19 protein-coding genes and 1 pseudogene are annotated in these 25,805 nt (G+C 75.6%); 13 read left to right on the forward strand and 7 right to left on the reverse strand.

The genetic code is table 11. From position 1 onward, the window contains the following. Nucleotides 1-133: 133 nt before the first annotated feature. Nucleotides 134-400, reverse strand: coding sequence for a ferredoxin (locus ACFYUY_RS39325; protein WP_363365763.1), 267 nt, complete (start codon nt 398-400; stop codon nt 134-136). Beyond that, nucleotides 397-1,614, reverse strand: coding sequence for a cytochrome P450 (locus ACFYUY_RS39330; RefSeq protein WP_360223377.1), 1,218 nt, complete (start codon nt 1,612-1,614; stop codon nt 397-399). The genes ACFYUY_RS39325 and ACFYUY_RS39330 overlap by 4 nt, the downstream gene beginning before the upstream one ends. A gap of 650 nt (nt 1,615-2,264) precedes the next feature. Between ACFYUY_RS39330 and ACFYUY_RS39335 the strand changes: the two genes are divergently transcribed. The 3 genes from ACFYUY_RS39335 (at nt 2,265) to ACFYUY_RS39345 (ending at nt 4,508) form a co-directional block, all read left to right on the forward strand. Then, nucleotides 2,265-3,350 carry an S-(hydroxymethyl)mycothiol dehydrogenase gene (locus ACFYUY_RS39335; protein ID WP_360223380.1) on the forward strand — a complete coding sequence of 362 codons (1,086 nt, stop codon included), beginning with the start codon at nt 2,265-2,267 and terminating at the stop codon, nt 3,348-3,350. Next, a complete protein-coding gene (locus ACFYUY_RS39340) occupies nt 3,347-3,976 on the forward strand; it encodes an MBL fold metallo-hydrolase (RefSeq protein WP_360223382.1) in 630 nt (209 codons plus the stop codon). Before ACFYUY_RS39335 ends, ACFYUY_RS39340 begins: the two co-directional genes overlap by 4 nt. 130 nt (nt 3,977-4,106) lie before the next feature. Next, entirely contained in the window at nt 4,107-4,508 is a 402-nt protein-coding gene (locus tag ACFYUY_RS39345) for a pyridoxamine 5'-phosphate oxidase family protein (protein WP_387908208.1), read from the forward strand. 83 nt (nt 4,509-4,591) lie between these two features. On the opposite strand, the gene ACFYUY_RS39350 is transcribed toward ACFYUY_RS39345, so the two are convergent. From ACFYUY_RS39350 to ACFYUY_RS39360, 3 genes are all read right to left on the reverse strand, one after another. Next, complete coding sequence (locus ACFYUY_RS39350; protein ID WP_360216844.1) at nt 4,592-5,044, reverse strand: SRPBCC domain-containing protein; 453 nt, start codon at nt 5,042-5,044, stop codon at nt 4,592-4,594. A 73-nt stretch (nt 5,045-5,117) separates the two neighbouring features. Beyond that, on the reverse strand, nt 5,118-6,560 hold the full coding sequence (locus ACFYUY_RS39355; protein ID WP_387908211.1) for an FAD/NAD(P)-binding protein: 1,443 nt from the start codon (nt 6,558-6,560) through the stop codon (nt 5,118-5,120). 167 nt (nt 6,561-6,727) lie between these two features. Next, the gene (locus ACFYUY_RS39360) at nt 6,728-7,540 is read right to left on the reverse strand and encodes a thioesterase family protein (protein WP_360216850.1); all 813 of its coding nucleotides are present in this window, start codon (nt 7,538-7,540) and stop codon (nt 6,728-6,730) included. A 392-nt stretch (nt 7,541-7,932) separates the two neighbouring features. Here ACFYUY_RS39360 and ACFYUY_RS39365 point away from each other — a divergent pair, with 392 nt between their 5' ends. Further along, nucleotides 7,933-8,754: an SDR family oxidoreductase gene (locus ACFYUY_RS39365; protein WP_360216853.1), complete on the forward strand. Its 822-nt coding sequence runs from the start codon at nt 7,933-7,935 to the stop codon at nt 8,752-8,754. A 70-nt stretch (nt 8,755-8,824) separates the two neighbouring features. Here ACFYUY_RS39365 and ACFYUY_RS39370 read toward each other — a convergent pair whose 3' ends face one another. After that, nucleotides 8,825-11,230 carry a hypothetical protein gene (locus tag ACFYUY_RS39370; protein ID WP_387908214.1) on the reverse strand — a complete coding sequence of 802 codons (2,406 nt, stop codon included), beginning with the start codon at nt 11,228-11,230 and terminating at the stop codon, nt 8,825-8,827. 231 nt (nt 11,231-11,461) lie between these two features. Continuing rightward, on the reverse strand, nt 11,462-15,451 hold the full coding sequence (gene eccCa / locus ACFYUY_RS39375; RefSeq protein WP_387908216.1) for a type VII secretion protein EccCa: 3,990 nt from the start codon (nt 15,449-15,451) through the stop codon (nt 11,462-11,464). A gap of 277 nt (nt 15,452-15,728) precedes the next feature. On the opposite strand from eccCa, the gene eccD reads away from it, so the two are divergent. The 9 genes and pseudogenes from eccD to ACFYUY_RS39420 form a co-directional block, all read left to right on the forward strand. After that, the gene (gene eccD / locus ACFYUY_RS39380) at nt 15,729-17,120 is read left to right on the forward strand and encodes a type VII secretion integral membrane protein EccD (RefSeq protein WP_387908219.1); all 1,392 of its coding nucleotides are present in this window, start codon (nt 15,729-15,731) and stop codon (nt 17,118-17,120) included. Nucleotides 17,121-17,190: 70 nt separating this feature from the next. After that, entirely contained in the window at nt 17,191-18,660 is a 1,470-nt protein-coding gene (gene eccB, locus ACFYUY_RS39385) for a type VII secretion protein EccB (RefSeq protein ID WP_387908222.1), read from the forward strand. Between the two features lie 76 nt (nt 18,661-18,736). Next, nucleotides 18,737-19,081 carry a hypothetical protein gene (locus ACFYUY_RS39390; RefSeq protein ID WP_360216867.1) on the forward strand — a complete coding sequence of 115 codons (345 nt, stop codon included), beginning with the start codon at nt 18,737-18,739 and terminating at the stop codon, nt 19,079-19,081. A gap of 40 nt (nt 19,082-19,121) precedes the next feature. Continuing rightward, on the forward strand, nt 19,122-19,433 hold the full coding sequence (locus ACFYUY_RS39395; protein ID WP_360216870.1) for a hypothetical protein: 312 nt from the start codon (nt 19,122-19,124) through the stop codon (nt 19,431-19,433). A gap of 39 nt (nt 19,434-19,472) precedes the next feature. Further along, nucleotides 19,473-19,916, forward strand: a complete 444-nt coding sequence (locus ACFYUY_RS39400; RefSeq protein WP_360216873.1) for a hypothetical protein — start codon at nt 19,473-19,475, stop codon at nt 19,914-19,916. A 101-nt stretch (nt 19,917-20,017) separates the two neighbouring features. Next, nucleotides 20,018-22,330 (forward strand): hypothetical protein, encoded by a 2,313-nt coding sequence (locus tag ACFYUY_RS39405; protein ID WP_387908225.1) that lies wholly within the window; start codon nt 20,018-20,020, stop codon nt 22,328-22,330. Between the two features lie 41 nt (nt 22,331-22,371). Then, nucleotides 22,372-22,836: a YbaB/EbfC family nucleoid-associated protein gene (locus ACFYUY_RS39410; RefSeq protein ID WP_360216878.1), complete on the forward strand. Its 465-nt coding sequence runs from the start codon at nt 22,372-22,374 to the stop codon at nt 22,834-22,836. Further along, on the forward strand, nt 22,829-23,131 hold the full coding sequence (locus tag ACFYUY_RS39415; RefSeq protein ID WP_360216881.1) for a hypothetical protein: 303 nt from the start codon (nt 22,829-22,831) through the stop codon (nt 23,129-23,131). The genes ACFYUY_RS39410 and ACFYUY_RS39415 overlap by 8 nt, the downstream gene beginning before the upstream one ends. 86 nt (nt 23,132-23,217) lie before the next feature. Then, nucleotides 23,218-25,805 (forward strand): annotated as a pseudogene (locus tag ACFYUY_RS39420) (hypothetical protein); the annotation flags it as partial.

A 25,805-nucleotide genomic window follows, 5' to 3' on the forward strand; every position in this document is an offset into this window, starting at 1 on the left:
GCCCGGCGGGGGGGGGGGGGGGGGGGGGGGGGCCCGGGGGGGGGGGGGGGGGGGGGGGGGGGGGGGCGGGGGGGGGGGGGGGGGGGGGGGGGGGGGGGCCCCCCCCCGGGGGGGGGGCCCCCCCCCGCGGGGCTCAATCGGCCGGGGCGATCCGGTAGCCGCCGTCGGCCGAGTGGAGGGTGAGCGCCTCGACCGGGCAGAAGTCGACCGCCTCGGCCAGCGCCTCCGTCAACTCCGCACCGCCGTCGGCGTAGTCGGCCACCGGCTCGGCCAGCCCGTCGTCGCCGAGGGCCAGCGAGCCGGGGGCGCTCAGGGCGCACATCCCGGAGCCGATGCAGCGGTCCCGGTCGACCCGGACGACGACCGGCTCGGCGTCCGCCTCCGGGCGGGCGGCGGTCACCAGGCGACCTGGAGCGACTCGGGGCTGCGGGTGAGCAGTCCGCGCCGCCAGTCGATCCGGTCGGCGCTCCCGGTGAGGTGCAGTGCGGGCAGCCTCCGGGCCAGCCGGTGCAGGGCGAGTTCGAGCTCCATCCGGGCCAGCCAGGCGCCCAGGCAGTGGTGCGGCCCGGCGCCGAAGGTCAGCATCGGGGCGGCCAGCGGGGAGAACAGCTCGGTGAGCAGGTCCCCGGTGAAGACCGACGGGTCCTGGTTGGCGGCACCGGTGTCGGCGGCGACGACGCTGCCGGCCGGGATCACCACCCCGCCGATCTCGACGTCCTCGACGGCGCGGCGCAGCAGACCGGGTATGTGGTCGGTGTCGCCGAGCGGGACGGCGCGCAGGATCTGCTCGGTCGCGGCGGCGGCGCTGGCCTCGTCCGAGGCGAGCCGCTGCCAGGACGCGCGGTCGCCGTCGAGCAGGTAGACGAGCGCGTTGCCCAGGCTGGTCATGGTGGTCTCGTGTCCGGCCACGACGAGGCCGATGACCAGGGTGACCAGCTGCCCCTCGGCGATCGAGCCGTCCTCGGCGGCGGCCGCGAGCAGGCTGCTGACCAGGTCGTCGCCGGGGTGGGCGCGGCGTTCGGCGATCACGGCCGCGCCGAACCCGGCGAACTCGGTCATCGCGGTGGCGATCGCCTCGGCGCTGTAGGCGGTGGCGGAGAGCGCGTGGTCGCTCCAGTGCGCGAGCTTCTTGCTGTCCAGGTTGTCCAGCCCCATCAGCCGGCTGATCACCGCGACCGGCAGCGGGCGGGTGTAGGAGGCGACGACGTCGGCGGGGGAGCCGTGGTCGATCAGCTCGTCGATCAGCGACTCGACCACCGAGGCCACCCAGGGCCGCCAGCGGGCGATGGCCCGCGGGGTGAACGCCCGCTGCACGGTGCGGCGCAGCCGCTGGTGCTCGGTGCCGTCGATGTTCAGCATGCTGTTCGGGTCGTCGAGGATGTTGGGCGTGCTGGTGATGGGCGGCGCGTCCGGCGCGTAGAGCGGGGCGCGGCCCAGGCGCGGGTCGGTCAGCACCTGCCGCACGTCCGCGTGCCGGCTGACCAGCCAGACGGGCGTGCCGGTGCGCAGCGCGGCGAGCCGCGGCGGACCGGGCTCGAGGTGGCGCAGGCAGTGCATCGGGATGAGCGGGGCGGTGCCGGTTCCGGCACCGGGCGCACTGTTCTCGGCGGACATCCGTACTCCAGACTCCAGGGCGGTGGGCCGCAGGGGGCGACCCGACGGGGGGTGGAACCGGGATGGTGCGGGGACGGGTGGGACGGGCCGGCGTGCGGCTCGGCTCGGGCCGGGTGCGATGGTGGACCGGGACGAACGGGGAACGGGCGAAGCGGTGCCCGGCAGGGCGGCGACCGGGAGGAGGGGCTGGAGGGACGGGGACCGGTCGGGGTGGAACGAAACGGGTGCCGGTCCCGGATGGCGCGAATCGCGCGGCGGCGTACGGTCGGTACGCGCCGGCGCGGGCGGCGCGCGGGGACGCACCGCCGGATGGGGCGGGTGTGCTGAGCGTGGTCGCGTGGACCGCTTCTGCTACGACCGTACGTGGGCCGCGGTGCGTGCGTCTGCGGCACTTCCAGCCAACGGCGATGCTTTCCGGGCAGTTCGGGGCACGCTGACGGGCGCTCAGCGCCGCCCGCGCGCCCTGTCCGCCGGGCCGTGCCCGGGGTTGCGCAGGTCACGCGGCGGATATCCCGCCGTCATATGCGGCGGGCCGCTCACCCGACCGTCCCGCAGGCGTCCCGCGCGGCGGGCGCTACGCTTCGTGGGCAGTCGTTCGTCGCAGGTCACGCCCGGTGCAGAGCCGCACCGGCCGACGGAGGTGGATGGTAATGGCCCAACAGGTCAAGGCGGTCATCGCGCGCGCCAAGGGTGCGCCCGTGGAGGTGACCACGATCGTGGTCCCGGACCCCGGTCCCGGTGAGGCGGTGGTCAAGGTCCAGGCCTGCGGGGTGTGCCACACGGACCTCCACTACCGGGAGGGCGGCATCAACGACGAGTTCCCGTTCCTGCTCGGCCACGAGGCGGCGGGCGTCGTCGAGGCGGTCGGCGAGGGCGTCACCGAGGTCGCGCCGGGCGACTTCGTCGTCCTCAACTGGCGTGCGGTGTGCGGCCAGTGCCGGGCCTGTCGGCGCGGACGGCCGCAGTACTGCTTCGCCACCCACAACGCGAAGCAGCGGATGACCCTGCTGGACGGCACCGAGCTGTCGCCGGCGCTGGGCATCGGCGCGTTCGCCGAGAAGACCCTCGTCGCGGCCGGCCAGTGCACCAAGGTGGACCCGGCGGTCTCGCCGGCCGTCGCGGGCCTGCTGGGCTGCGGCGTGATGGCGGGCATCGGCGCCGCGATCAACACCGGCGGCGTGGGCCGCGGCGACTCGGTCGCGGTGATCGGCTGCGGCGGCGTCGGCGGCGCGGCCGTGATGGGCTCGCGGCTGGCGGGCGCGGCCCGGATCATCGCGGTGGACATCGACGACCGCAAGCTGGAGACCGCCCGCCGGCTCGGCGCCACCCACACCGTCAACTCCCGCACCACCGACCCGGTCGAGGCGATCCGCGAGCTGACCGGCGGCAACGGCGCGGACGTGGTGGTGGAGGCGGTCGGCCGCCCGGAGACCTACCGGCAGGCCTTCTACGCCCGGGACCTCGCCGGCACCGTCGTCCTGGTCGGCGTGCCGACGCCGGAGATGACGCTGGAGCTGCCGCTGCTCGACGTGTTCGGCCGCGGCGGCGCGCTGAAGTCCTCCTGGTACGGCGACTGCCTGCCCTCGCGGGACTTCCCGATGCTGATCGACCTGCACCTCCAGGGCCGGCTGGACCTCGACGCCTTCGTCACCGAGACCATCGGGCTCGACGCGGTGGAGCAGGCCTTCGACCGCATGCACCAGGGCGACGTGCTCCGTTCGGTGGTGGTCCTGTGACCGCCCGCGTGGACCGGCTGGTGACGGCCGGCACCTTCGACCTGGACGGCGGCAGCTGGGAGGTGGAGAACAACGTCTGGATCGTCGGCGACGACGAGCAGGCGGTGGTGATCGACGCCGCGCACGACGCCGACGCGATCGAGGCGGCGCTCGGCGGGCGCCGGCTGCTGGCGATCGTCTCCACCCACGCGCACAACGACCACGTCGACGCGGCGCCGGAGCTCGCCGCCCGCACCGGCGCGCCGATCCTGCTGCACCCGGACGACCTGCCGCTGTGGAAGCTCACGCACCCGGAGCGCCTGCCGGACGGCGAACTCGCCGACGGGCAGCGGATCGAGGTGGCCGGCATCGAGCTGACGGTGCTGCACACCCCGGGCCACGCCCCGGGCGCGGTCTGCCTGTACGCGCCCGCGCTGGGCACGGTCTTCACCGGCGACACCCTCTTCCAGGGCGGCCCGGGCGCCACCGGCCGGTCGTTCTCGCACTTCCCGACCATCATCGACTCGATCCGGGACCGGCTGCTGTCGCTGCCGCCCGAGACGGTGGTGCGCACCGGCCACGGCGACCCGACCACGATCGGCGCCGAGGCGCCGGCCCTGCCGGAGTGGGTCGCCCGGGGGCACTGAGCCCCGGGCGGTACCGGTCCGGCACGATCCGCCGGACGGGCCGCGCCCCGGGGACACCGGTGCGGGGACACCGGCCCGGGCGCCCGGGCCGGTGTCCCCGCACCGGCCCGGGCACCGTACGATCGCGCCCATGGCCCATGATCCGCGCGACCTCGACGACGCCTTCCTCGCCTTCTGGCGGGAGCGGCACATCGCCACCCTGACCACCGTCCGCCCGGACGCCACGCCGCACGTGGTGCCGGTCGGCGTGACGTACCAGCCGGAGACCGCGACGGCCCGGGTGATCACCAGCCGCACCAGCCGCAAGGCGCGCAACGTGGCGGAGGCCGGGCCGGCCGGGCTGCGGGTCGCCCTCTGCCAGGTGGACCGGGCGCGCTGGTCCACCCTGGAGGGCGTGGCCGTCGTCCGGGACGAGCCGGAGCAGGTCGCCGAGGCCGAGCGGCGCTACGCCGAGCGCTACCGCGAGCCCCGGGTGAACCCGGACCGGGTGGTCATCGAGATCGCCGTCGACCGGGTGCTCGGCCGGGCCTGAGGGGCGGCAGCCGCGGCCCGAGCGGCGGCACCTGGTTCTGAGCCGTGGCGTCCGGCGCGGTCAACCGGCGAGCGCGCCGTCGGTCACCCGGCGAGCGCCGGGGCGAGCCGGCCGAACACCCGGGGCCAGCCCTTCTCGCCCATGCCCTGGTAGGCCTGCCGGCCGATCGGGGTCTCCAGGTCGAAGCCCGCGTTCTCCAGCAGCAGCCGGGTGCCGCCCTCCTCGGGCACCAGCCGCCAGGTGACGGTGGTGTCCAGCTCGCCCTCGGCGAAGGTGTAGCTGATCAGCCGCTCCGGCTCGACGGCGAGCACCTCGCACGGGGTGTGGCCGAACTGCCCCATGTCCAGCGTGAACCGGTGGCCCACCTCGGGCTTCACGTTCCCGGGGACCCACCAGCGGGCCAGCTGCTCCGGGACGGTGAGGGCCTCCCACACCCGCGCGGGCGGGAAGGGCAGGAACTCCTCACGGTTGATCACGGCCTTCCCGGCCGGCGCGGTCGTACCAGCCGTCGCGACCTGTTCGGTCCGCTCGGTCATCGGTTCTCCTCGTTCGGTGGTGTGCCCGGCGGACGCGCACCCGCGCCCGCCGCTCCTGCTCCGGGGCGCCGCCTCAGCGCTCCGCGTACGCCAGGTGCGGGCGTTCGGCGGTGGCGGCCCGCGGCGTGTCGTGCCGGGTGCCCGCCCGGTGCGCGGCGTCCAGGACGGCCGTGACGGAGGCGGCCACCGCCTGGGCCTGGGCGCGGATCTCGGGAATGGCCGTGCTCTCCAGCAGGCTGCCCCGGCGCAGCGCGCCGAGCGTCCACAGCGGGGCGGGGTCGGCACCGGTGGCCGGCCGCAGCCGGCCCTGCGCGGTGGTGCGGAACCCCAGCCCGACGTCGTCCGGGTCGGCCAGTCCGGCCGCCAGCAGGTCCGCCACGAGCGGATCGCCGACCCGGCGGATCTCGGCCTGCGGGCCGGTGCAGTTGACCACCGCCGCGACGTCCAACGTCCGGCCGTCCCGCAGGCGCACCCGGACGGCGTCCGCGGTGACCTCGGCGTCCGCGATCTCGCCCGGGCCCACCTCGATCCGGCCCGCGATGACGGCCTCGGCGAAGGCCCGGGCGGTGGTGACCGGGGCGCGGTGCCGGTGGACGTCCCAGAGCCGCTGGTCGGTGGCGAGGAACCGGGCCCGTTCGGCGGGCGTGAGGCCCTGCCACACGGTGGCGGTGACCGGCCGCAGGCTGTCCACGCCCACCCGCCAGTCGCCGTGCGTGCGGCGACAGGCCGAGACGTGGGCGAGCAGGGTGCGGCGGACCCTGGTCAGGCCCTGTGCCGGGTCCACGGCCGGCGGGGGGACGGCCGGCAGCGCGGAGGCGGCGTGGGCGCGCGGGAGCAGCCCGTGCCGGGACACCGCGTGGACGCGCCGCCCGGGGTGGTGCACGGCGAGCGCGACGTCGATCATCGTCAACCCGGTGCCGACGAGCAGGAGGTCGCCCTCCTCCGGCAGGGCGGCCAGCGCCCCGGGCGTCCACGGGTCGGCGACGTAGCGCGCGGAGGGGCGCAGCGCGGCGGGCACCCAGGACTGGTCCGGCGGGAAGGTTCCGAGCGCGAGCACGGCCGCGTCCGCCCGGAACGTCCCGCCGCCGTCGAGGCGCAGCGACACCCCCGGGCCGACCCGGCGCGCGGCGACCACCCGGTCGCGGACCCGGGACAGCCGGGCCGGGCCGGGGCGGGCGGCGGCCGCGGTGAGCACGTCGTCCAGGTAGGCGCCGTAGAGCCCGCGCGGCACGTGGTCGCCCGGGGCGAAGGTGCCGGGGGTGCGGCGCTCCAGCCAGGCGGTGAAGTGGTCCGGCGCGTCGGCGAAGGCGCTCATCCGGCCGGCCGGGACGTTGAGCAGGTGGTGCCCCGCCGAGGTGGCGTACGCGGTGCCCCGGCCGGTGCCCGGGCACGGGTCGACGAGGTGGACGTCGAGCCCGAGGCCCTGCTCGGCCGCCCGGAGGAGGAGGTGCGCCGCGGTGAGGGTGCCGGCGGCACCGGCACCCACGACGGCGACGCGCTGGAGGTTCGTGGTCATCCGAGGGTGCTCCGTCCTTCTGGGGTGAAGCGTCGCCCTCACGATCACCGGTCCGGGTGGAGTCCGGGTCGGCGGCCGGTCGAGACGCCCTGGAGCACCGGCGCTCCGGGCCGGCGGCCACCCGGCCCCCGGCGGCCGGCCGGTCGCCACCCGGCACTGCCCGGCGGCTACCCGGCGGCGCCCGGCTGCGGGCGGACGGTGAGGCTCTGCTGCGCGCAGCCGACCGGGCCGTGGCGGTCGTGCAGGACGCTGCTGGTGAGGCCGAGGCCGGTGGGGCCGAAGGAGACGGTGGTGTCCAGGCCGGTCCAGCGGCCCTCGGGGTGGCGGTGCAGGTGGACGGTCAGGTCCACGTTGGGGAACATCCAGTCGGTGTGCGGCTGGCGGGGTGCGATGCCGTTGGCGGTGTCCACCAGGGCGAGGTAGGAGGCGAGCGCGCTGCTCGGCTCGCCGGCGACCAGGGTCACCGGGCTGGAGATCCAGGCGGTGGCGCGGCCCGGCCGGTGCTCCGGCCCCCGGCGGACCTCGATGGAGGAGACGTAGCCGCCGTCCCACTCGCCGTCCATCGCCCAGGGCTCGCACTCCTCGGGCGGCGCCATCCGCTCCTGCGCGGTGGCGGCGACGGCGGCGGTGTCGGAGGCGGCGAGCAGCCAGGCGCGGGCCCGTACCACCGGGCGGTCGCCGATCACCACGACGGCCTCCAGCAGTTCGACCGTGCGGCCGGGCCGGATGCTCTCCACGCTGATCGTGCACTCGTCCAGCGGGAGCCGCCCGAGGATGTCGTAGCTGATCCGGGACAGCGTCAGACCGGTGTCCGGGCGCGCGGCGAGGTGGCGGTCGACCGCGTGGACGACGAGGCCGGCCAGCGGGCTGAAGTGCTGCTCGGCGGTGTCCCAGGCGCCGCCCGCGTGGGCGGTGGGCTTGTAGTGGTCCTCGTCGATGCGCTGGTAGTAGCTGTCGGGCGCGGTGGTGCCGGTGGTCAAGGGACGTGCTCCTCGGGCCGATCGCGGGGTGACGAACAGGGCGGGCCGGGCGGCGGCCCGGCCCGCGCTGGTGATCGTAGGGGCCCGAACCGCCCACCGGTGCCCGGCGGTGACGCATCCCACAACCCGCCCCGCGCCCGCGCTGACGGCCCGCCCCGCGCCGACGGCCCGGCGCGGGCCGCAGCGATGGCTGCCGTCCTGGTGGATCCCGGTCGTCGTGCGGGCGGGAGCGGCTGGACTGATGGGCCGTCAGATCGATGCGTCGTAGGGCCCGGTCCCCCGACGTGTCCGCCGACCCGTCCGGCTCGGTGGGAGCCCCGTCCGGCCGTAGAGACGTGTGCGTATGATCATCCGGACTCCAGTCGATCACTCGTCGAGAGGGCTGAACGGCAATGACGGACCAGCGAGTTGTCATCGTCACCGGCGGGGGGACCGGCATCGGTGCCGCAACCGCGCGGTTGCTGCGCGCGGCCGGGCATCACGTGGTCGTCTCCGGGCGCAGGCCCGAGCCGCTGCGTCGGGTCGCGGAGGAGTCCGGAGCCCTTGCGCACCCCGCCGACATCGGCGACCCCGACGCCGTTCGCGGCCTCGTGGACGCGACCGTGGCGGCCTACGGTCGGCTGGACGGGCTCGTGCTCAACGCGGGCACCGGGCGCAGCGGGGGTGTCGGCGACCTGTCGATCGAGGACTGGGAGGCCGTGATGCGGATCAACGTCACCGGCCCCTTCCTCCTTCAGCGCGCCGCGCTCCCTCACCTGCTGGAGGCCCGTGGCTCGGTGGTCGCCGTCGCCTCGGTGTCCGCGCTGCGCAACGGGGTGGGCAACGCCGCTTACGCGACGTCCAAGGCCGCCCTGCTCCAGCTCTGTCGGTCCCTGGCCGTCGACTACGGGCAGCACGGGCTGCGCGCCAACACCGTGTGTCCCAGCTGGGTGCGCACCGATATGGCCGACCGGCGGATGGCGCGCTTCGCCGACGAGGCGGGCCTGGGGGAGGGGGGCACGGAGGCGGCGTACGAGGCGGCGACCCGGCTCGTTCCCGCGCGCCGCCCCGGCGAGCCGGAGGAGGTCGCGGAGGCCATCGCCTGGCTGCTCTCGCCGGCCGCGTCCTTCGTCAACGGGGCGGTGCTCACCGTCGACGGCGGTGTGACGGCCGTCGATCCCGGGACCGTCGCGTTCGACTTCCGCGTCGAACCGCGCAGCACGCCCGCGGGCTAGGGACAAGCCCCGGTACCGACGTCGTTCAGTCGGCGGCCGTCGGGGTTCGCCCTTCAGGGCCGGCGGGGTGTCAGGGCGCGGCGACGCCCGGGGTCAGGTGCAGGCGCCCGGGCCGGGCCGGCGGGCGCCGCAGCTCCGGGGCGAGGGCGTCACGGCGCTCCAGCCAGTCGCGCAGCCGGGTGCGGGCCTGGCGGTCGCGCTCGTCCGCCGACTCGGCCGGTCCGCCCGGGCCCACCTCGCGCAGCAGGACCCGGTCCGGGCAGCCCTCCGCGGCGGGCAGGACCTCCAGGACGGAGAACCGGGAACCGGGCGGGAACACCACCTCGGGCTCGCCGTCCTCGGCCATCACCGACGTCCGGCGGCCGGTCGCCGACCACACCAGGAACTCGACCGCCGTCCCCGGCAGCACCTCCGCGGCGGGTGTCCCGACCACCGGCGCCGGCTCCACCAGCAGCGCCCCCGGGGTGTAGTGGCGCAGCACCTCGGCCCCCGCGTCGGCACCCAGCAGGACGGCCCCGCGGTGGTTCGGCAGCCGCCGCAGCCCGGACCCGAGGCAGGCCAGGTACGCCGCCAGTGCGCCGCCGCCGGGCCGGCGGGCCGACGCGACCAGCTCGGCGCGGGACACCGGGACGCCCGTGTCGACGTGGTGCAGGTAGACCGCGGCGAGGTCGCTCTTCAGGTCGTCCCGGGTGTGCGAACGCAGTGCCGGCAGCCGGGTCGCGGCCTGCTCGGCCCGACTGGCGCTGCGCTGGAAGTGCTCGCCCACCAGGGCCCGGAAGGCGGCCCGTTCGGCGGCGGTGCTCGGTCGCCCGGAGACGGTGCCGCCGTCCGGTGCGAGGAGCCGGGCGGGGGAGGGAGCGGGGGCGGGGGCGAAGGGAGGTTCCGCGGGCGCGGTGGGCTCCCGGGGTTCCTCGGCGGCTTCGGGCACCTGCGAGGCCTCGGGCGCCCGGGTGGCCTCGGGTTCCGCAGCGGCCCCGCTCGCCCCGGTCGGGGGCCCGGCGCTGAGAACCGCGGGCGGCGGGACGGCGGCGGCCGGCTCCCCGGCGGCACCGCGCGCGGACACGCCCTGGACCAGCAGGTCGGGTGCGGTCGCGCCCGGGGCGGTGAGGGCGGCGCGGAGGTCTTCCAGGACGCCGAGCACCTCCGGCGGCACCGGCAGCCCGTCCGCACCGGCGATCAGCAGCGGGCGGGCCCGGTCCGGCTCCCGCAGGCGGGGGCCGCGGTCCTGCGGCTCCGCCCGGGGCCGCAGCCAGAGCCCCGCGGGCACCGCCTCCAGGAGCCAGCCCGGGACCGGGGTCCGGTACAGCGCCGGTCCGCAGCTCGGCGGTCCGCCGGGGGCGGTGCGCCAGGCGGAGGCGACGACGCGGCCGCGGGCGGGGGAGGCGGTCAGTTCGGTGAGCCAGGGCTCCCAGGCAGGGGTGCCGTCGGCGGCGAGCACCCGGGAGGAGGAGCCGGCGGCCGTGCGCAGCGGCAGTCCGACGGCGGCGCGGAGGTCGCGCCCGAGTGCGGTGGCGAGGCCGTCGGCCAGGGCGGTGAGCGCGCTGACGGTGGCCCAGGGGGCGCTGAGCAGCAGCTCCGGGGGCTCGCCGCCGGGCCCGCCGGGGAGGAGGGCGCCGAGCCGGTCGGCGAGCTCCTCGGCCGGGGGGAGGGGCGTCCCGGGGTGGCCGACCACCAGGACGACGGTGCCCTCGTCGGCCCGGGCCCTGGTCAGCGGGCCGGGGGGACCGTCGGGGGCGGGGCGGGTGCGGATCCAGTAGCCGTGCGGCAGCGCCGTGACCAGCGGGTCGGCGGGGTGCGGGCCGTCCGGGGCCTCCGGAAGGTCCGGTCCGGGCATCGCGGCGGCGGGGGGTGCGGCGGCGGGCCGTGCCGGGTCGGCCGCGGGCGGCACGGGTGCCGACCGGGCGGGCGGTGCGGCGGGTTCCGGGGGCAGCGGCCAGAGCGGCCCGAGCCGTCGCAGGTGGCCGGCCGGGGTGCAGAGCCACCAGGAGGACGGCGTGTCGTCGCTGGGCCCGCTGGTGAGCAGCGTGCCGTCGGGCCGCAGGGTGACCAGGCCGTCCGGGGCGACGACCCCGAGCCCGGCGAGTTCGGCGATCCGTTCGGCGGGCCGGCGCCCGGTGTCGGGGGCGGCGGCCAGTCCGGAGGCGGCGAGGACGAGGGCGGTGGCGTCTCGGGCGGCCGCGGTGCGGGTGAGTTCGTCCAGCCGGCCGAACAGGACGGCGGGCGCGTCGGGGGCGGCGGCGAGGACGGTGACGGTCCGGGCGACGGGGCTGAGCAGCTGCAGGGCGTCGGTGAGCGCGCCCGGCAGGGCGGTCGGAGCGTCACCGTCCGCACCGCCGGGGGCGATCACGAAGTGCGGTCCGACCCGGTGGAGCGCGGCGGGCGGCGGCGCGGCGGCGGTGCGGCGGCGGGTCAGCAGGCGCCGGCCCGCCCCGGCGGTGCGGGGGGCGTCCCCTGCCGCGTGCGCTGGTGTGCTCATCGTCCCGCCTCCCCGGCGCCCGGTCGCGTCTGCCGGGCGCGTCACCCGGCTCTACGGCCGCGGCGCCGGACCGGGTTCACCGCCGAACCGGGTTCACCTCCGGACCGGGTTCACGGCGGGGCCGGGTTCACGGCGGGGCCGGGTTCACCGCCGGACCGGGTTCACCCCGTTGCCGGCCGGCGGCCGCCCGCCCCGACCTCCTCCCTGCCGCCCGCCCCGACGAGGCTCCCCTCAGGACGCCTCCTCGATGTCGCCCTCCTCGACGACCGCCGTCTGCAGCTGCACCGTGCGGCGCCGGGTGATGTACAGGCCGCGCCCGGCCGGGAGGACGCGGGGCTTGGTGTCGCCGAACAGGTAGCCCTCGCTGGGCGGGCAGGACAGCAGCACCGCCGGGGTGTTGACCTCCGCCAGCCGGCGCAGCAGCTGGTCCGAGGAGGCCCGGCCGACGCCGTTGGCGCTGCGCGCGACGATCAGGTGCAGGCCGAGTTCGGCGCCCTGGGCCAGGTAGTCGAGCAGCGGCTCGAAGGGGTGGCTGCCGTAGCCGCCGGGGGAGCCGGAGACCAGTTCGTAGTCGTCGACGACGATGAACAGTTCGGGCCCCTCCCACCAGTCGCGCAGCCGCAGCCGCGCGGGGGCGATGTCGGCGCCGGGCAGCCGGTTGGCCATGGCACGGGCGGCGCCGTCGACGATCTGGCGCAGCACGTCGACGCTGACGGCGTGTCCGAGCCGGTACTCCTGGGGCACCGCCTCCTGGAGGACGCGACGGTAGTCGATGAGCATGATCCGCGCCTCGTCGGGGCGGTAGGCCGTGGTGACGGCGTCGGCGACGAGCTTGAGCAGGTTGGTCTTGCCGGCCTCGCTGTCGCCCACCACGACCAGGTGCGGGGTCTCCTCGAAGTCGTGCCAGAGCGGGGCGAGCGTGACGTCCTGGAGCCCGAGCGGGACGCGCAGCCGGCCCTCGGGGGCGGGCAGGGCGGAGGCGGGCAGCTGCAGCGGCAGCATCCGGATCTCGGGAGCGCGCGGACCGCTCCAGTGCTCGGCGACGGCGTCGACCAGGTCGGCGACGCCCTCGCCGAGGTCCTCGGCGCTGCCGCCGCCGTCCAACCGGGGCAGGGCGGTGAGGAAGTGCATCGCGTCCGTGGTGAGGCCCCGGCCGGGGACGTTCGGGACGGTGCCGGCGGCCCGCATGTTGACGGCGGAGTCGACGGCGTCGCCGAGCCGCAGTTCGAAGCGGGTCCCGAGGAGGTCGCGCAGGGCGCCGCTGACCTCGCCCCAGCGGGTGGTGCCGACGATCAGGTGGATGCCGTAGTTGAGGCCGCGCTGGGCGATCAGGGTGAGGGCGGGGGCGAGGTCGGTGAACTCCTGGCGGACGGTGTTCCAGCCGTCGATGACGAGGAAGACGTCGCCGTGCGGCTCGTCCGGCAGCTCGCCGGCCGCGAGTCGGCGGCGGAAGGCGGCGACGGAGTCGATCCCGAGCTCGGCGAAGCGCTGCTCGCGCCGGACGAGGATGCCGTTGACCTCGGCGACGGTGCGCAGCACCCGCTCCGGGTCGTGCCGACCGGTGATCCCGCCGACGTGCGGCAGCCCGCGCAGCGAGGAGAGCGTGCCGCCGCCGAAGTCCAGGCAGTAGAACTGCACCTGACGCGGGGTGTGGGTGAGTGCCAGCCCGGTGATCAGGGTGCGCAGCAGGGTGCTCTTGCCGCTCTGCGGGCCGCCGGCGACGCCGACGTGGCCGCCCGCCCCGGACAGGTCGGCGGTGAGCAGGTCGCGGACCTGCTGGAAGGGGCGGTCGATGACGCCGACGGGCACCGTCAGGGTGCCGCGGCCGGACCCGGTCTCGGTGGTGAGGCCGTGCTCGGGGTGCGGGGCGAGCGGCGGCAGCAGCTGGTCGAGGGTGGGCGGGACGCCCAGCGGCGGCAGCCACACCTGGTAGGCGGGCGGGCCCGCGTCGGTGAGCCGTTCCGCGGCGAGGTCGAGCAGGGTGCGGGTCTGCTCCGGGGTCTCCTCCGGCTCCGTGGCGACCGGCGGTGCGACGGGCTGACGCGGCGCCACGTAGCCGGTGCCGTAGTGGGCGACCTGGCCCGCCGCGGCCTCCTGACGGGCGGCTGCGGGGCGCCGGGCCCGGTAGGGGCCGGAGACGTAGGCGGCCTTGAACCGGGTGAGGGTGGCGATGTCGCTGCGCAGGAAGCCGTTGCCGGGCTGCGGGGGCAGCTGGTAGGCGTCGGGGACGCCGAGCACGCCGCGGCTCTCCATGGCGGAGAAGGTGCGCAGGCCGATCCGGTAGGAGAGGTGGGACTCGAGGGCGTGCATGCGGCCCTCGTCGAGGCGCTGGGAGGCGAGCAGCAGGTGGACGCCCAGGGAGCGGCCGAGGCGGCCGATCATGATGAAGAGGTCCATGAAGTCGCGGTGGGCGGCGAGCAGTTCGGAGAACTCGTCGACCACCACGAAGAGGGTCGGCAACGGGTCCAGCGGGGTGCCGGCGGCGCGGGCGGTCTCGTAGTCCAGCAGCGAGGTGTAGTTGCCCGCCGAGCGGAGCAGCTCCTGACGGCGGACGAGTTCGCCGTGCAGCGCGTCGCGCATGCGGTCGACCAGGGCGGCCTCGTCGGCCAGGTTGGTGATCACCGCCGAGGTGTGCGGCAGGCGGTCCAGGCCGAGGAAGGTCGCCCCGCCCTTGAAGTCGACGAGCACGAAGTTGAGGGTCTCCGAGGAGTGCGTCAGGGCGAGCGCCAGCACCAGGGTGCGCAGGAGTTCGGACTTGCCGGAGCCGGTGGCGCCGATCAGCATGCCGTGCGGGCCCATGCCGCCCTGCGCGGACTCCTTGATGTCGAGTTCGACCGGCGTGCCGTCGCCGGCGATGCCGAGCGGCACCCGCAGCCGCTCGCGCGGGGCCCGCCCGGCCCACCCCTGGCCGACGTCGTGCCGCTGCAGGTCGCGGATGCCGAGCAGGGCGGCGAGGTCGAAGTCGGTGGCCAGCGGCTCCCCGGCGTCCGCCGTGTCGCCGATCCGGTAGGGGGCGAGCAGGGTGGCCAGCCGGCGGGCCGCCGGCAGCGAGAGGGCGTCGGGCCGGCCGAGGTCGGTCACCTCGTCGCGGTGGTTGCGGTCGGCCCCGACCATGGCCAGCCGGCCGTCCTCGATCCGCAGCCGCAGCCGGTGCCGCAGCGGCTTCCACTCCAGGGTGTCGCCGAGGTCCAGCAGCACGGCGTTGCGCCAGCCGGCCAGTGCGGCGCGGCCGGCGGGCGGCGCCTGCGGGCCGTCGAGCACGACCACGGTGAACGGCTCGTCCCGGCCGGGCTGGGCCTCCGGCTCGTACGGCGGGCGGCCGGCGAACTCGTCGCCGAGCAGCTGCTCGATCTCCACCAGCGACCCCGCCACCAGCCGCACGGGCCCCACCCCGTCGACCTCCTCGGGGTGCAGGGCGTGCGGCAGCCACTTGGTCCACTCCCACTCCTGCTGCCGCGCGGGCTCCGTCACCACGGCGATCCGCAGCTCGTCGGGGGCGTGGAAGAGCGCCAGCTGCGCCAGCATCGCGCGGGCCAGCGCCCGGTTGGCGGCGTCGTCCCCGCCGCGCAGCAGGACCTGGGCGTAGCCGCGCAGGTAGACGGCGATCGGCTGGTCGGCGACGGTGCCGTACGCGTGGATGAGACGGCGCAGCGCGTGTGCGCACAGCGGCTCGAGGTCCTCCACCGGCTTGGTGGACAGCGGGGCCAGCCGCACCGCGAGCCGCTGGTGCCCGGTGCCGATCCGCACGTCGCCGAAGTCGGGGTGGGTGCTGCGCCGCTCCCACAGCCGGGAGGTGCGCACCAGCGAGCCGAGTGCGGCGGGCGCAGGGTGGCGCCAGGCCAGCGCCGCCTGCTGACGGGCGATCCGGTCGCGCACCTGGCGGCGGACCTGGGAGAGGTAGCGCAGGTAGTCGCGGCGTTCCGCGCGCAGTTCCCGCTTGCGGTCACTGGCTCCGCGGATCAGCTGGGTCACCAGCATGCCGACGGCGGACAGCGCCATCATGCCCATCGCGACGTAGGTCATGACGCCGCCGCCGTCGCCGGGGCGCAGGAAGACGAAGACCATCGACAGCGAGCTGAGCGCCATCGGAGCCATCATGATCATGTTGGACATGCCGCTCTGCGACTCCGGCAGGACCGGCGGCTCCTGCAACTGGATCTCGCCGTCGGGCATCGCCGGGCCGGGGCGCCGCGGCGGACGGTTGACCAGCACCACACTCAACGAAGGGCTCCTCGGCTCGGAACGGCTCGGGACGGCTCGGGACGGCTCGGGACCGGCCGCCCGGACCGCCGGCCGCGACGGACGCGCACCGTCCACCCGGGACGACGGACCGGGCGCCGGGCCGGGTTCAGCGCGAACCGGTTCCACCCGCGGTGAACCCGGCGCGCTCCGCCGCCCGTGGCTCCAGGTGAGGTGACGCCCGGGCCCGCCCCTCCCCCAGACGGGCCCGGGCGGCCACCTCGCCACACCGGATCTGGGCGTGTCGTGAGGGAGAGCAGTGAACGGGAGCGCGAACGGGACCGCCGTCGCCGGACTGTGTCGACTGAGGTTCCGCACCCCCGCGGCGGTGCTCGAACTCGCCGTCCCCGCCGACGTCCCGCTGGCCGACCTGCTGCCGGCCGTCCTCGCCCACGCCGGCCCCGAGCTGGAGGAACAGGGCGTCGAGCACGACGGCTGGATCCTGCAGCGCCTCGGCGGCCCGCCGCTGGACGAGGAGCTGGGCGCCGACGCCCTCGACCTGCACGACGGCGACGAACTCCACCTGCGCCCGCGCCGCGACGCGCTGCCCGAGGTCCACTACGACGACCTGCCCGACGCCGTCGCCACCGGCATGCGGGCCCGATCCGACACCTGGCGCCCGGCGCTGACCCACCACCTCGCGCTCGGACTGGCCGTGACCGCCCTGGTCGGCGGCCTCGCCGTCCTGCTGCTCCCCGGCCCCGCGCAGCCGCGGGTGCTGGCCGCGGCCGCCACCGGCCTGCTCCTGCTGCTGGGCGCCCTGAGCGCCTCCCGGGCCGTCGGCGACGCGGGCGCCGGCACCGCGCTCGGCGCCGCCGCCGTGCCCTACCTGGCCCTGGCCGGGGCCCTGCTGCCGACCGGCGGCGGGCCCGGCGCGACCGGCGCCCGGTTCCTGGCCGGCGGCTGCGCGGCCGCCGGGGCCGCGGTGCTGGCCCTGGCCGCGGTCGGCTGTGCGGCGCCGCTGTTCCTCGGCGCGGTGCTGACCGCGCTGTACGGCGTGCTGGCGGGCGCCCTGCTGCTGGGCGGTCAGGACGGCGGGCAGACGGCGGCGGTGCTGGCCGTGCTCGCGGTGATCGTCGGGGCCTTCGTGCCGGGGATCTGCTTCCGGCTGTCGGGGCTGCGGCTGCCCGCGCTGCCGCGCAACGCCGAGGAACTGCAGGAGGGCATCGCGGCCGTGCCGAGCGCCACCGTCCGCAGCCGCAGCGCCGTCGCCGACGGCTACCTGACCGCCTTCCACCTGGCGCTCGGCGCCGTCCTGACCGGCTGCGTGACACTGGTCGCCGACGAGCCGGGCTGGGCCGGCACGGCCCTCACCGCCACGCTGTCCGTCCTGCTGCTGCTGCACGCCCGCGCCATCGGCAGCATCCCGCAGCGGCTGTCCGTCCTGCTGCCCGGCGTCTACGGCCCGGCGCTGCTGCTCGGCCACCGGGTGGTCGGCGAACCCACCGGCGGCCGACTGTCGGTGCTGGTCCTGCTGCTCGTGGTGGCGGCCGCGCTGGCCGTCACCGCCTGGACGATCCCCGGGCGCCGGCTGCTGCCGTACTGGGGCCGGGCCGCCGACCTGCTGCACACCGCGGCGGCGGTCGCGGTGATCCCGCTGGCGCTGGCGGTGGCCGGCGTCTACCACGCGCTGCGCGGCCTGGCCGGCTGAGCCGGAACCGGCACGCACCCCCCGTCCCCGGCCCGGCAGGCGCCGGGAACACGCCCTAGGAGACCCCGAGATGCAGTCGAAGCGCGACCAGGTGCAGGCCCACCTGTTCGTGATGGGCAGGCTCGCCACCGGCATGCTGCGCGGCGAACCCGACGCGGCCGACACCCCCGCCGGGCGCACCTCCCGCGGCACCGTCGCCGGACTGGTCGTCGCCGTGCTGGTCTGCCTGGGCGTCGCCGTGTACGGCGTGATGGTCCCCGGCGGGGCCACCGGCTGGCGCAAGCCCGGCACCCTGGTGGTGGTCAAGGAGAGCGGCGCCCGCTACCTCTACCTGGACGGCGCCCTGCACCCCGTGCTGAACGAGGCCAGCGCCCGGCTCCTGGCCGGCGAGCAGCTGGTCGTCGACCAGGTCGGGGTGCGCTCGCTGGCCGACACCCCGCGCGGCGCCCCGATCGGCATCCTCGGCGCCCCCGACGGCCTGCCCGAGCCCGGCCGGCTCGCCGACGCGCCCTGGCTGGCCTGCGCCGTCAGCCGGCCCGGGCCCGCCGACGGCCGGCTCCCCGAACTGGACCTGGCCGTCGGCGCCGCCGCCCGGGGCGCCGGGCTGACGGACGGCCAGGCCGCCCTGGTCGCCGCCCCCGACGGCACCGAGTACCTGCTCTGGCACGGCCGCCGGCTGCGCCTGGACGGCGCCGGCGGTGCCCGGCGCGCCCTCGGCCAGCCCGCCGTCACCGCCTTTCCCGTGACCTCGGCCTTCCTCAACGCGCTGGCCGCCGGCCCCGACCTGGCCTTCCCCGACGTCGAGGGCCGCGGCACCGCCGGACCGCAGCTGGCCGGGCAGCCCACCCGGATCGGCCAGCTCTTCACCGGCCCCGGCGGCGACCCCTACCTGCTGACCGCCGCCGGCCTCGCCCCGCTCGACCGGATGGCCTTCGAACTGCTCGCCAACGACCCCCGCACCCAGCACACCGCCTACCAGGACGGCGCCGTCACCCCGGTCGCCCTCGGCCCGGCCGACCTCGCCGCGCACACCGCGCCGGCGCGCCCGGCCGGGCGGTCCGGCACCCCCGGACTGCCCTCCGCGCCGCCCGAGTTGGTGACGGTCCCCGCGGGCCGGGGCGTCTGCGCCGAGCTGCACCTCACCGGGCAGGCGCCGACCACCTCCGTCACCCTGCTCGACGCCGGCGCCGTCACCGGTGCGCCGCCGGCCGCCCAGCCCGGGGTGGCCCCCGCCTGCGCGGGCGCCGACCGGATCGCCGTCCGGCCGGGCGGCGGCGCCCTCGTCCGGGCGCTGTCCAGCGCGGGCCTCGGCAGCACCCTCTACCTGGTCACCGACGCCGGGGTGAAGTACCCGCTCGCGTCGGCGGCCGCCGTCAAGCAGCTCGGCTACGACGGCACCGCGCCGTCCGCCCTGCCGGAGAGCCTGCTGGCCCTGCTCCCGACCGGCCCCGGCCTCGACCCGGCCGCGCTGGCCGGCCCCGCGGAGCCGGCCCCGGCGGCCACCGCCGCCCGCCCGTCCGATCCGCTCTGTCCGCGCTGAACCACCGCGTTCCGCACCGCCGTTGAACCGGATGTACCGGGCTCCACCGGCAGCCCGCACCGACGAAGGGAAACCCGTGACCGCCTTCTTGCAGGTCCAGGACGCGGCCGTCAGGAGCGTCCTGACCACCCTCGACACCCACATCCAGGCCATGTTCCAAGCCGGGATGAAGGTCGAGGACGTCAACCTCGAGGTCCACCGCCACTTCCAGGCCGCGTGCAGCACGGCCTACCAGAACAAGATCCACGAGTGGCAGGACCAGTACCGGCAGCTCAAGACCGCCTACCAGACCTTCCAGGACCACTTCTCCAGCGGGCACCAGCAGATCCGCAACGCCCACACCGAGGCGCTCGGCGCCAGCACCAAGTGGAGCGGCAGCAACCTCTCCCTCGAGGTCGAGCACGGCCTCAACCCCCGCTGACCCCCTCTCACCAGACCGACGTACCACCGAAAGGACGGCCATGGCCGACACCCCGCGGGACCAACCGAGCGACATCGCGCTCCACCACGCCAACATCGACGAGGCGGCGGACGCCCTGCAGCAGGCCAGTGACGGCATGCACGCGGCGATGAAGGACTGCATGACGGCGATCAGGACCGCCCAGGCGCAGCTCAGCGGTGACCTCGCCACCGCGGCCGACACCTTCTACAACTCCCTGTCCGACCGGGACCAAGACATGGTGAACGAGATCAAGGACGGCGTCGGCACGCTGCGCCTCATGCACGGCCTGCTGCGCGACGCGGACCGTCGCGCCGGCCAGGGCGTCGGCTGATGACCGCGGCGCACCGGGTCCGCGGGACGGGCGGGCGCGATGGGTAGCCCGACCCCGCCCCCGGACCCCCAGGTCACGACCCTCAGCGTCGACCACGACGACCTGGTCAACTTCGCGGACACCGTCCTCCCGGCCTACGTGCGCAAGCTGGAGGGCGACCCGGGCTTCACCGCCATGCTGGGGTTCAGCGGCAAGGGCGGTGAGAGCGGGACCAACCACTTCACCGAGCTGCTCGCGGGCAACTTCGAGAACGGCACCCACCTGCACGACCTGTTCGCGAACAGCCTGGCCGGCCCCGTGGTGGAGGACTTCAAGAAGTTCCACGCCCAGCTGGAGAAGTCCCGGCTCGACATCAAGGACTTCCTCCGGCAGATGGACGACGCCCACGAACACGCCCTGACGGCGGCCCAGATGATGCAGATCCTGCAGGACGTCATCGGCGCCGGCGGGGGCGGCGGGGGCGGTGCGGGCGGCGGGAAGTAGCAGCCCGCCCCCGACCGCCCCGGCCCGCCCCGTCCGCCGCCGGCCCCCGTCCGTGACCGGCCCCGTCCCGTCCCCGCCCGTTCACCCCTCCGGAGACCCTCGTGCCCCTGCTCTGGGAAGACATCCTCACCGCGTTCAACCCCAGGAAGTCGGGGGTGCCGGTCGAGATCGTCCGACGGGCCGACGTCGCGGGGCCGAAGGCGGCCCCCTGGCTGACCGGGAACTTCGAGGTCCTCGACGGGTACTTCTCGGCCGACCAGAAGGCGTGGGACGGGTCGGGGACGGGCGTGCCGGACGTCTGGTGGGCGATGAACTTCTACGACGGCGCGCAGAAGAAGGAGCGCCACTTCCGGGTCTCCATCCACATCGACTACTCGAAGTGGGGGAACGACCCCACCGGCCCGCTGTCGAAGTTCAACCACCAGGCGGAGCTGATCCTCGGGCCGATCCGTCCGGACGTGAAGGTGAAGGTCCCGGCGGGCTCCACCGAGAAGCTCGCCATCAGCACCAGGGGCAACGACACGATCCACCCGCAGAGCCTGCTCGCCGCGGCCACGGCCATCGACGACAGCGTCAAGTGGCTGACGATGCAGGCGAAGGCGGCCCGCGAGTGGGCCTCGAAGATCAATTCCTCGGGTGACACCTGGGAGGGCGACGCGGCGGGCGAGTTCAAGATCCTCCTGCAGCGCTTCGCCGGTGAACTCGACGACCTGCAGAACCAGTTGGTCGGGGCCAACTACAAGCCGATGCTGGAGACCGCCGCGCAGCAGATCGGCGTCACGATCGAGGAGCTCTGGACCGCCCAACAGGCCTGGTACGCGACCGGCTTCCCCTACCAGTGCATCCTGGAGGAGCTGGTGAAGGTGATGCACGCCCACGCCCCGGACTGGACCGGGGAGACCACCGGCTGGAAGTTCGACACCCCCTTCGGGGACCCGCACAACGCCGAGTTCTACACGGCGCTCGACGCCGCCGCCAAGACGAACTGGCTGGCCAAGGTCCAGACCGGTCTGGACGGGCCCGGCAACACCGCGATGACGGCGCTGGACACCGCCTACCAGCCGCTGATCAACAAACTGTTCTTCGGGCTCCTGCCCGTCGGCATCACCCTCCCCCCGAAGGACGCGCCGGACCCGGGCACCGGCACCGGAGGCGGCCCGCCGCCCCCCGGCGGCGGCGACGGGAGCGAGACCAAGCTCGGCGGCGACGGCAGCGGGGGCGCCGGCGACAAGAGCGACCTCGGCGGCGGCACCGGCCTAGGCGGCGACCACCAGAACACCGGCGGCGGGGGAGGCGGCACCGGGCACGTGCCCCCGCCGGTCATCGGCGGAATCGGCACCGGGGGGAGCGGCGGCACCGGGGGGACGGGCGGCGGCACCGGCGCCGGCACCCCGATCCTCGACAAGGACGGCAAGCCGCTGCTGGACAAGGACCGCAAGCCGGTCCTCCTCCCGCCCGGCGGCTACATCGGCGACGGCGGCAAGGTCTACGACGCCAACGGCAAGGAGGTGCTCGGCAAGGACGGCAAGCCTGTCGTCGTCCCCCCGGGAGCCTACGTGCCGGCGGGCAGCGGCGGCGGTGTCTACGGGCCCAACGCCAAGGTGCCCAAGGGGTCCACCGTCAAGGAGGACGGCTCGGTGGTCGACGCCGACGGCAAGCCCGTCCTCGACGCCAACGGCAACCCGGTCGTCGTGGAGAAGGGCTCCAGCGTCGCCGCGGACGGCACCCTGCTGGATCCCCAGAAGAAGCCGATCTCCGACTACCTCCAGCGCGTCCGCGACCAGCAGCGGGCCCTGGCCTCGTCGGGCGGCGGCACCGGCAGCGGCGGCCTCGGGAACTGGACCGGCGGAGCGGGCAGCGGCGGCCCGGGGAACTGGACCGGCGGCAACGGCAGCGGGGGCCTCGACGGCGGCTCGCGCTGGTCGGGCTCCGACCCGGCCTCCTGGACCCTCGACCCGGGCACCGTCGACGGCACCTCAGGCACCGGCTCGCTCGGCCTCTACCCCGGGCTGTTCGGCTCCGGCGGCACCCAGGAGGGCATCGGCGGAGCCGGCGCGAACGGCTCCCGGATCGTCGGCACCGCCAGCGGGCTCGGCCCCCGGGCGCTGGAGAACGGCGGCCCGGTGCCCACCGTCGGCAAGGGCGCCATGACCGGTTCCGCGGCCGCGGCGGAGAAGGCCGCGGCGAGTCAGAAGGCCGCCGCCGAGCTCGCCGCGGAGGAGGCCGCCGCGCTGCGGGGCCGCACGGTGAACACCAGCGGCGCCGGCGGGATGCCCATGGTCCCGCCGATGGCCGGCGGCATGGGCGGGACGGGCCAGGGCGAGAAGGGCCGCCAGCGGACCACCTGGCTGGCCGAGGACGAAGAGGTCTGGGGCACCGACACCGGTGCGGTCAGCGGCGTGATCGGCCGCTGAGACCCGGCCGGCGATTCGAGAGTGGAGAGGGAGACACGGAGATGACGTTCTCGATCGAGCAGCACCTCGCGCAGGCGATGGCTGCCCTGGAGGAACAGCAGGCCAGGATGGCCGAGACGGCGCGCGAGCTGCAGGCCGCGACCGCCTCGGCGACGTCCAAGGACCGGATGGTCACCGCGCAGGTCGGCTCGCAGGGCGAGGTGCTCGCGCTCACCTTCCACACCACCGCGTACCAGGAGATGGCCCCCGCCCAGCTCGCCGCCGTCCTCAAGGACGTGCTGAACGAGGCCAAGGCGCGGATGGGCGAACAGATCACCCGGTCCATGCGGGCCTTCGACGGGGTCGGTGAATCGCTGCGGCTGGCCGTCGCCGGCGAGGGGGAGGACGAACTCCTCTCGGTGGTGAGTGGCCTCGACCTGGACGCACTGCTGGCGCCGCTCACCGCCATGCGGCCGGGCGCCGACGCGGCCCGGCCCTCCCACCGGCAGGAGGAGTTCAATGGCTAAGCGGCTGATGAAGCTCGAGGACCTCAAGTCCGCGTTCGGCAAGTTCGACGAGATGTCGGAGCTGGTCGAGAAGGTCAAGGTCGAGATCGTCGAGGTCGGAGCGAAGAACCGCACGGCCGCCGGATCCGACCAGATCGGCAAGCAGTACCACGAGAAGGTCGACGAGCCGACGGAGAACCTGACCAACCTGGTCGACGGCATCCGTAACAAGCTGCTGAGCATCTCCCGGCACGGCCAGGACACCGCCGACCTGTTCGACGCGACCGACCAGCACGCCACCGACCTCGTGAAGTGAGCCTCCCCCGGCGCCACTGAGGCGTGTCCGGCAGGCGCCCTCCCCACCCCGCACCAGCAGCTCCACGCCCGGAGGCTCCCCCCGCCATGGCCCACTCCACGCTCCAGGTCTCGCCCGGTGTCGCGTCGTTCTTCCACATCCTCACCGGGATGCCGTGGCCGGAGTCCAAGGAGGGGGAGCTGCGGGACGTCCGCGACGACTACCAGGCGCTGTCCGAGGACCTGCCCAAGCTCAGGGAGTACATCGCCGAGCTGGTGGCGGTGTGCCAGCAGCAGTTCGAGGGTGAGGCGGCGGACGCCTTCACCCGCGAGATGGGCCGGTTCATCGGCAGCTCGGGTGAGGACGACTACCTGACCACGGCCGGCAGGCTCTGCCACGAGCTGGGCGAGTTCGCGGGGAAGGTCGCGAACACCGTCGAGTACACGAAGTGGATGATCATCGGTCAGATCGTCCAACTGGTCATCGAGATCGCCCTGGCCATCTTCTGGGCCCCGTTCACCGGCGGCGCCTCGCTGCTCGCCGTCGAGGGCGCCAAACAGGCGGCGAAGGCGATCATCATCGCCCTGCTGAAGAAGCTCCTCCAGGTGATCCTCACCCACACCTTCTTCGGTGTCCTCGGCGCGCTGGTGCTCGACGGCATCATCCAGGGCATCCAGTTCGCCCAGGGCAACCGGCACGAGTGGGACAAGGACCTCACCAAGCAGGCCGCGATCTTCGGCGCGATCAGCGGCGTGATCGCCGGACCGCTCCACCTGCTCGGCATGGGCCTGGGGAAGCTCTTCGGGATGGGGATCGGCAAGCTGTTCGTCCAGAAGGAGCTGGGCAACTCGCTGAAGGGCCTCGCCGGCGGCCTCGCCAAGGCCGGCGCCGGAGACCTCGGGAAGATCGGCGGCAAGGAGCTCGGCAACCTCGGGGGCAAGGAGCTGGGCAACGTCGGCGGCAAGGAACTCGGCAGCGTCGGCGGCAAGGAGGCCGGGGCGGGCGCCGGACACGCCCTCGGCGACGAGGCCGCCAACCGGTTCGCCGCCAGCATCGACAAGATCCTCCGGGAGAACTCCTCCTTCCTCGGCAGGGGCTTCACCGCCGGCGGCAAGAGCGGCGCCAACGCCGGCGCCCGGTTCACCGAGAGCCTGGCCACCTCCTTCGAGAAGCACCTCGGCGACGGCATCGGCAAGGACCTCGCCCGGCAGCTCGGCACCAGGTTCGGCGAGGCCTTCGTCGAGAAGTGGGCCAAGTCGCCGGAGAGCCGCGCGGCCCTCGCCACCGCCCTGCGCGAGATCGCCGAGAACTCCAGGGTGGCCAACGGCGAACTGCGCCTGCTCGCCGAGAAACTGCCCGAACTCGCCGGGCGCGTCGACAAGCTGAACACGATGTTCGTGCTCGGCCACGCGCTGGGCGAGCAGGTCAAGATGGGCGCCAACCAGTACCTCAGCGAGGGCTTCTACAACCTGATCTTCGAGCCGGAGCACCAGTTCACCGCCAGCGGTGCGAGCTTCCTCGCCGGCTTCCTGATGGGCGGCGCACGCCATCTGCTGCACGCGGCGGCCTCGCCCCTGATGACCAAGTACGTCAGGTTCGTCGACAGCCTCCAGCACGCCGACATCCCCCCGGGCGCCAGCAAGTACTTCGGCCCGCTGCACCCCCTGACCCTGCTCTCGCTGGCCACCAACCTGTCGGGCCACGCCGTGCCGTTCCCGGTGCCCAGGCTCGGTGAGCACGTCCCCGGCCCCACCGAGGGCGGCGGCGCGCACCGGACCGGCCTCGAGGGCGGCAGCACCACCTCGCTCACCCCGCCCCGCACCGAGGGCGGCGGATCGGCGAAGAGCGGCCCCGAGAGCGCGAAGGAGACGGGCGGGAAGCCGTCCGTCTCGACGGAGTCCTCCTCCCGCGGCGGTGCGGACGGTAACGCGGGGTCGACCTCGCAGGGCGCTCGCGCGACCGCGGAGGGCGGCGGTGGCGGGAACGGGAACCCCAGGGGGAACGCGCCCGGCGACGGGAGCGGCAGCGGAAGCGGCGGCGCCGGCGGCAACCGGAACGTCCCGGAGCCGCCGACCCGCCGCGCCACGGAGTCCGGGAACACGGCCACGACGGGCGACGGACCGAAGGCGGATCCGAAGGCTGACCCGAAGCCGGACCCGAAGGCTGACCCGAAGCCGGACCCGAAGGCTGACCCGAGGCCCGAGCGGAAGCCGCCGCACCCGTCCGGGGAAGGTGACGGTGACGGCCCGCCGCCCGGGACCCACCCCGACCCCGACGGCGGAAGGGGCCCCGAACCGGAAGGCCCCGGCCCGCAGAACGACCAGCCCAAGAAAGCCGAATCGCTGCAGGAGCAGCTGCGGCGGGCGTTCCTCGACCGTCAGGCGGAACTCCGGGACTTGCGGCGCCCGACGGCGGACAAGGCCTCCGACGAGGCCGATCCGGTGGTGCCGTCCTCGGGTGGGGGGCACAGGTTGGACGGGGCGTCGCACGGGCCGCGTGGTGAGCGGGTGTCGGCGTTCCTGGATCGTCAGGGGGAGTTGAGGGGGGATGGGAGGCCGACGGCGGATTCGCCGTCGGAGAGCCCGCGTGGTGACGGTGGCGGCGGTGGTGAGGTGCCGCCGGTGGTGCCGTTCTCGGGTCGTGGGGATGGTTTGGGTGGGTCTGCGTCGGGGCCGCGTGGTGAGCGGGTGTCGGC

It is taken from the genome of Kitasatospora sp. NPDC004745 (assembly GCF_042873275.1).
GTDB lineage: Bacteria > Actinomycetota > Actinomycetes > Streptomycetales > Streptomycetaceae > Kitasatospora.

Excerpts from the sequence above, each read along its gene's own strand:
- ACFYUY_RS39330 (WP_360223377.1), bottom strand. The coding sequence starts at position 1,614 with ATGTCCGCCGAGAACAGTGCGCCCGGTGCCGGAACCGGCACCGCCCCG.
- ACFYUY_RS39335 (WP_360223380.1), top strand. The coding sequence starts at position 2,265 with ATGGCCCAACAGGTCAAGGCGGTCATCGCGCGCGCCAAGGGTGCGCCC.
- ACFYUY_RS39345 (WP_387908208.1), top strand. The coding sequence starts at position 4,107 with ATGGCCCATGATCCGCGCGACCTCGACGACGCCTTCCTCGCCTTCTGG.
- ACFYUY_RS39350 (WP_360216844.1), bottom strand. The coding sequence starts at position 5,044 with ATGACCGAGCGGACCGAACAGGTCGCGACGGCTGGTACGACCGCGCCG.
- ACFYUY_RS39355 (WP_387908211.1), bottom strand. The coding sequence starts at position 6,560 with ATGACCACGAACCTCCAGCGCGTCGCCGTCGTGGGTGCCGGTGCCGCC.
- ACFYUY_RS39365 (WP_360216853.1), top strand. The coding sequence starts at position 7,933 with ATGACGGACCAGCGAGTTGTCATCGTCACCGGCGGGGGGACCGGCATC.
- ACFYUY_RS39370 (WP_387908214.1), bottom strand. The coding sequence starts at position 11,230 with ATGAGCACACCAGCGCACGCGGCAGGGGACGCCCCCCGCACCGCCGGG.
- eccB (WP_387908222.1), top strand. The coding sequence starts at position 17,191 with ATGCAGTCGAAGCGCGACCAGGTGCAGGCCCACCTGTTCGTGATGGGC.
- ACFYUY_RS39395 (WP_360216870.1), top strand. The coding sequence starts at position 19,122 with ATGGCCGACACCCCGCGGGACCAACCGAGCGACATCGCGCTCCACCAC.
- ACFYUY_RS39400 (WP_360216873.1), top strand. The coding sequence starts at position 19,473 with ATGGGTAGCCCGACCCCGCCCCCGGACCCCCAGGTCACGACCCTCAGC.
- ACFYUY_RS39410 (WP_360216878.1), top strand. The coding sequence starts at position 22,372 with ATGACGTTCTCGATCGAGCAGCACCTCGCGCAGGCGATGGCTGCCCTG.
- ACFYUY_RS39415 (WP_360216881.1), top strand. The coding sequence starts at position 22,829 with ATGGCTAAGCGGCTGATGAAGCTCGAGGACCTCAAGTCCGCGTTCGGC.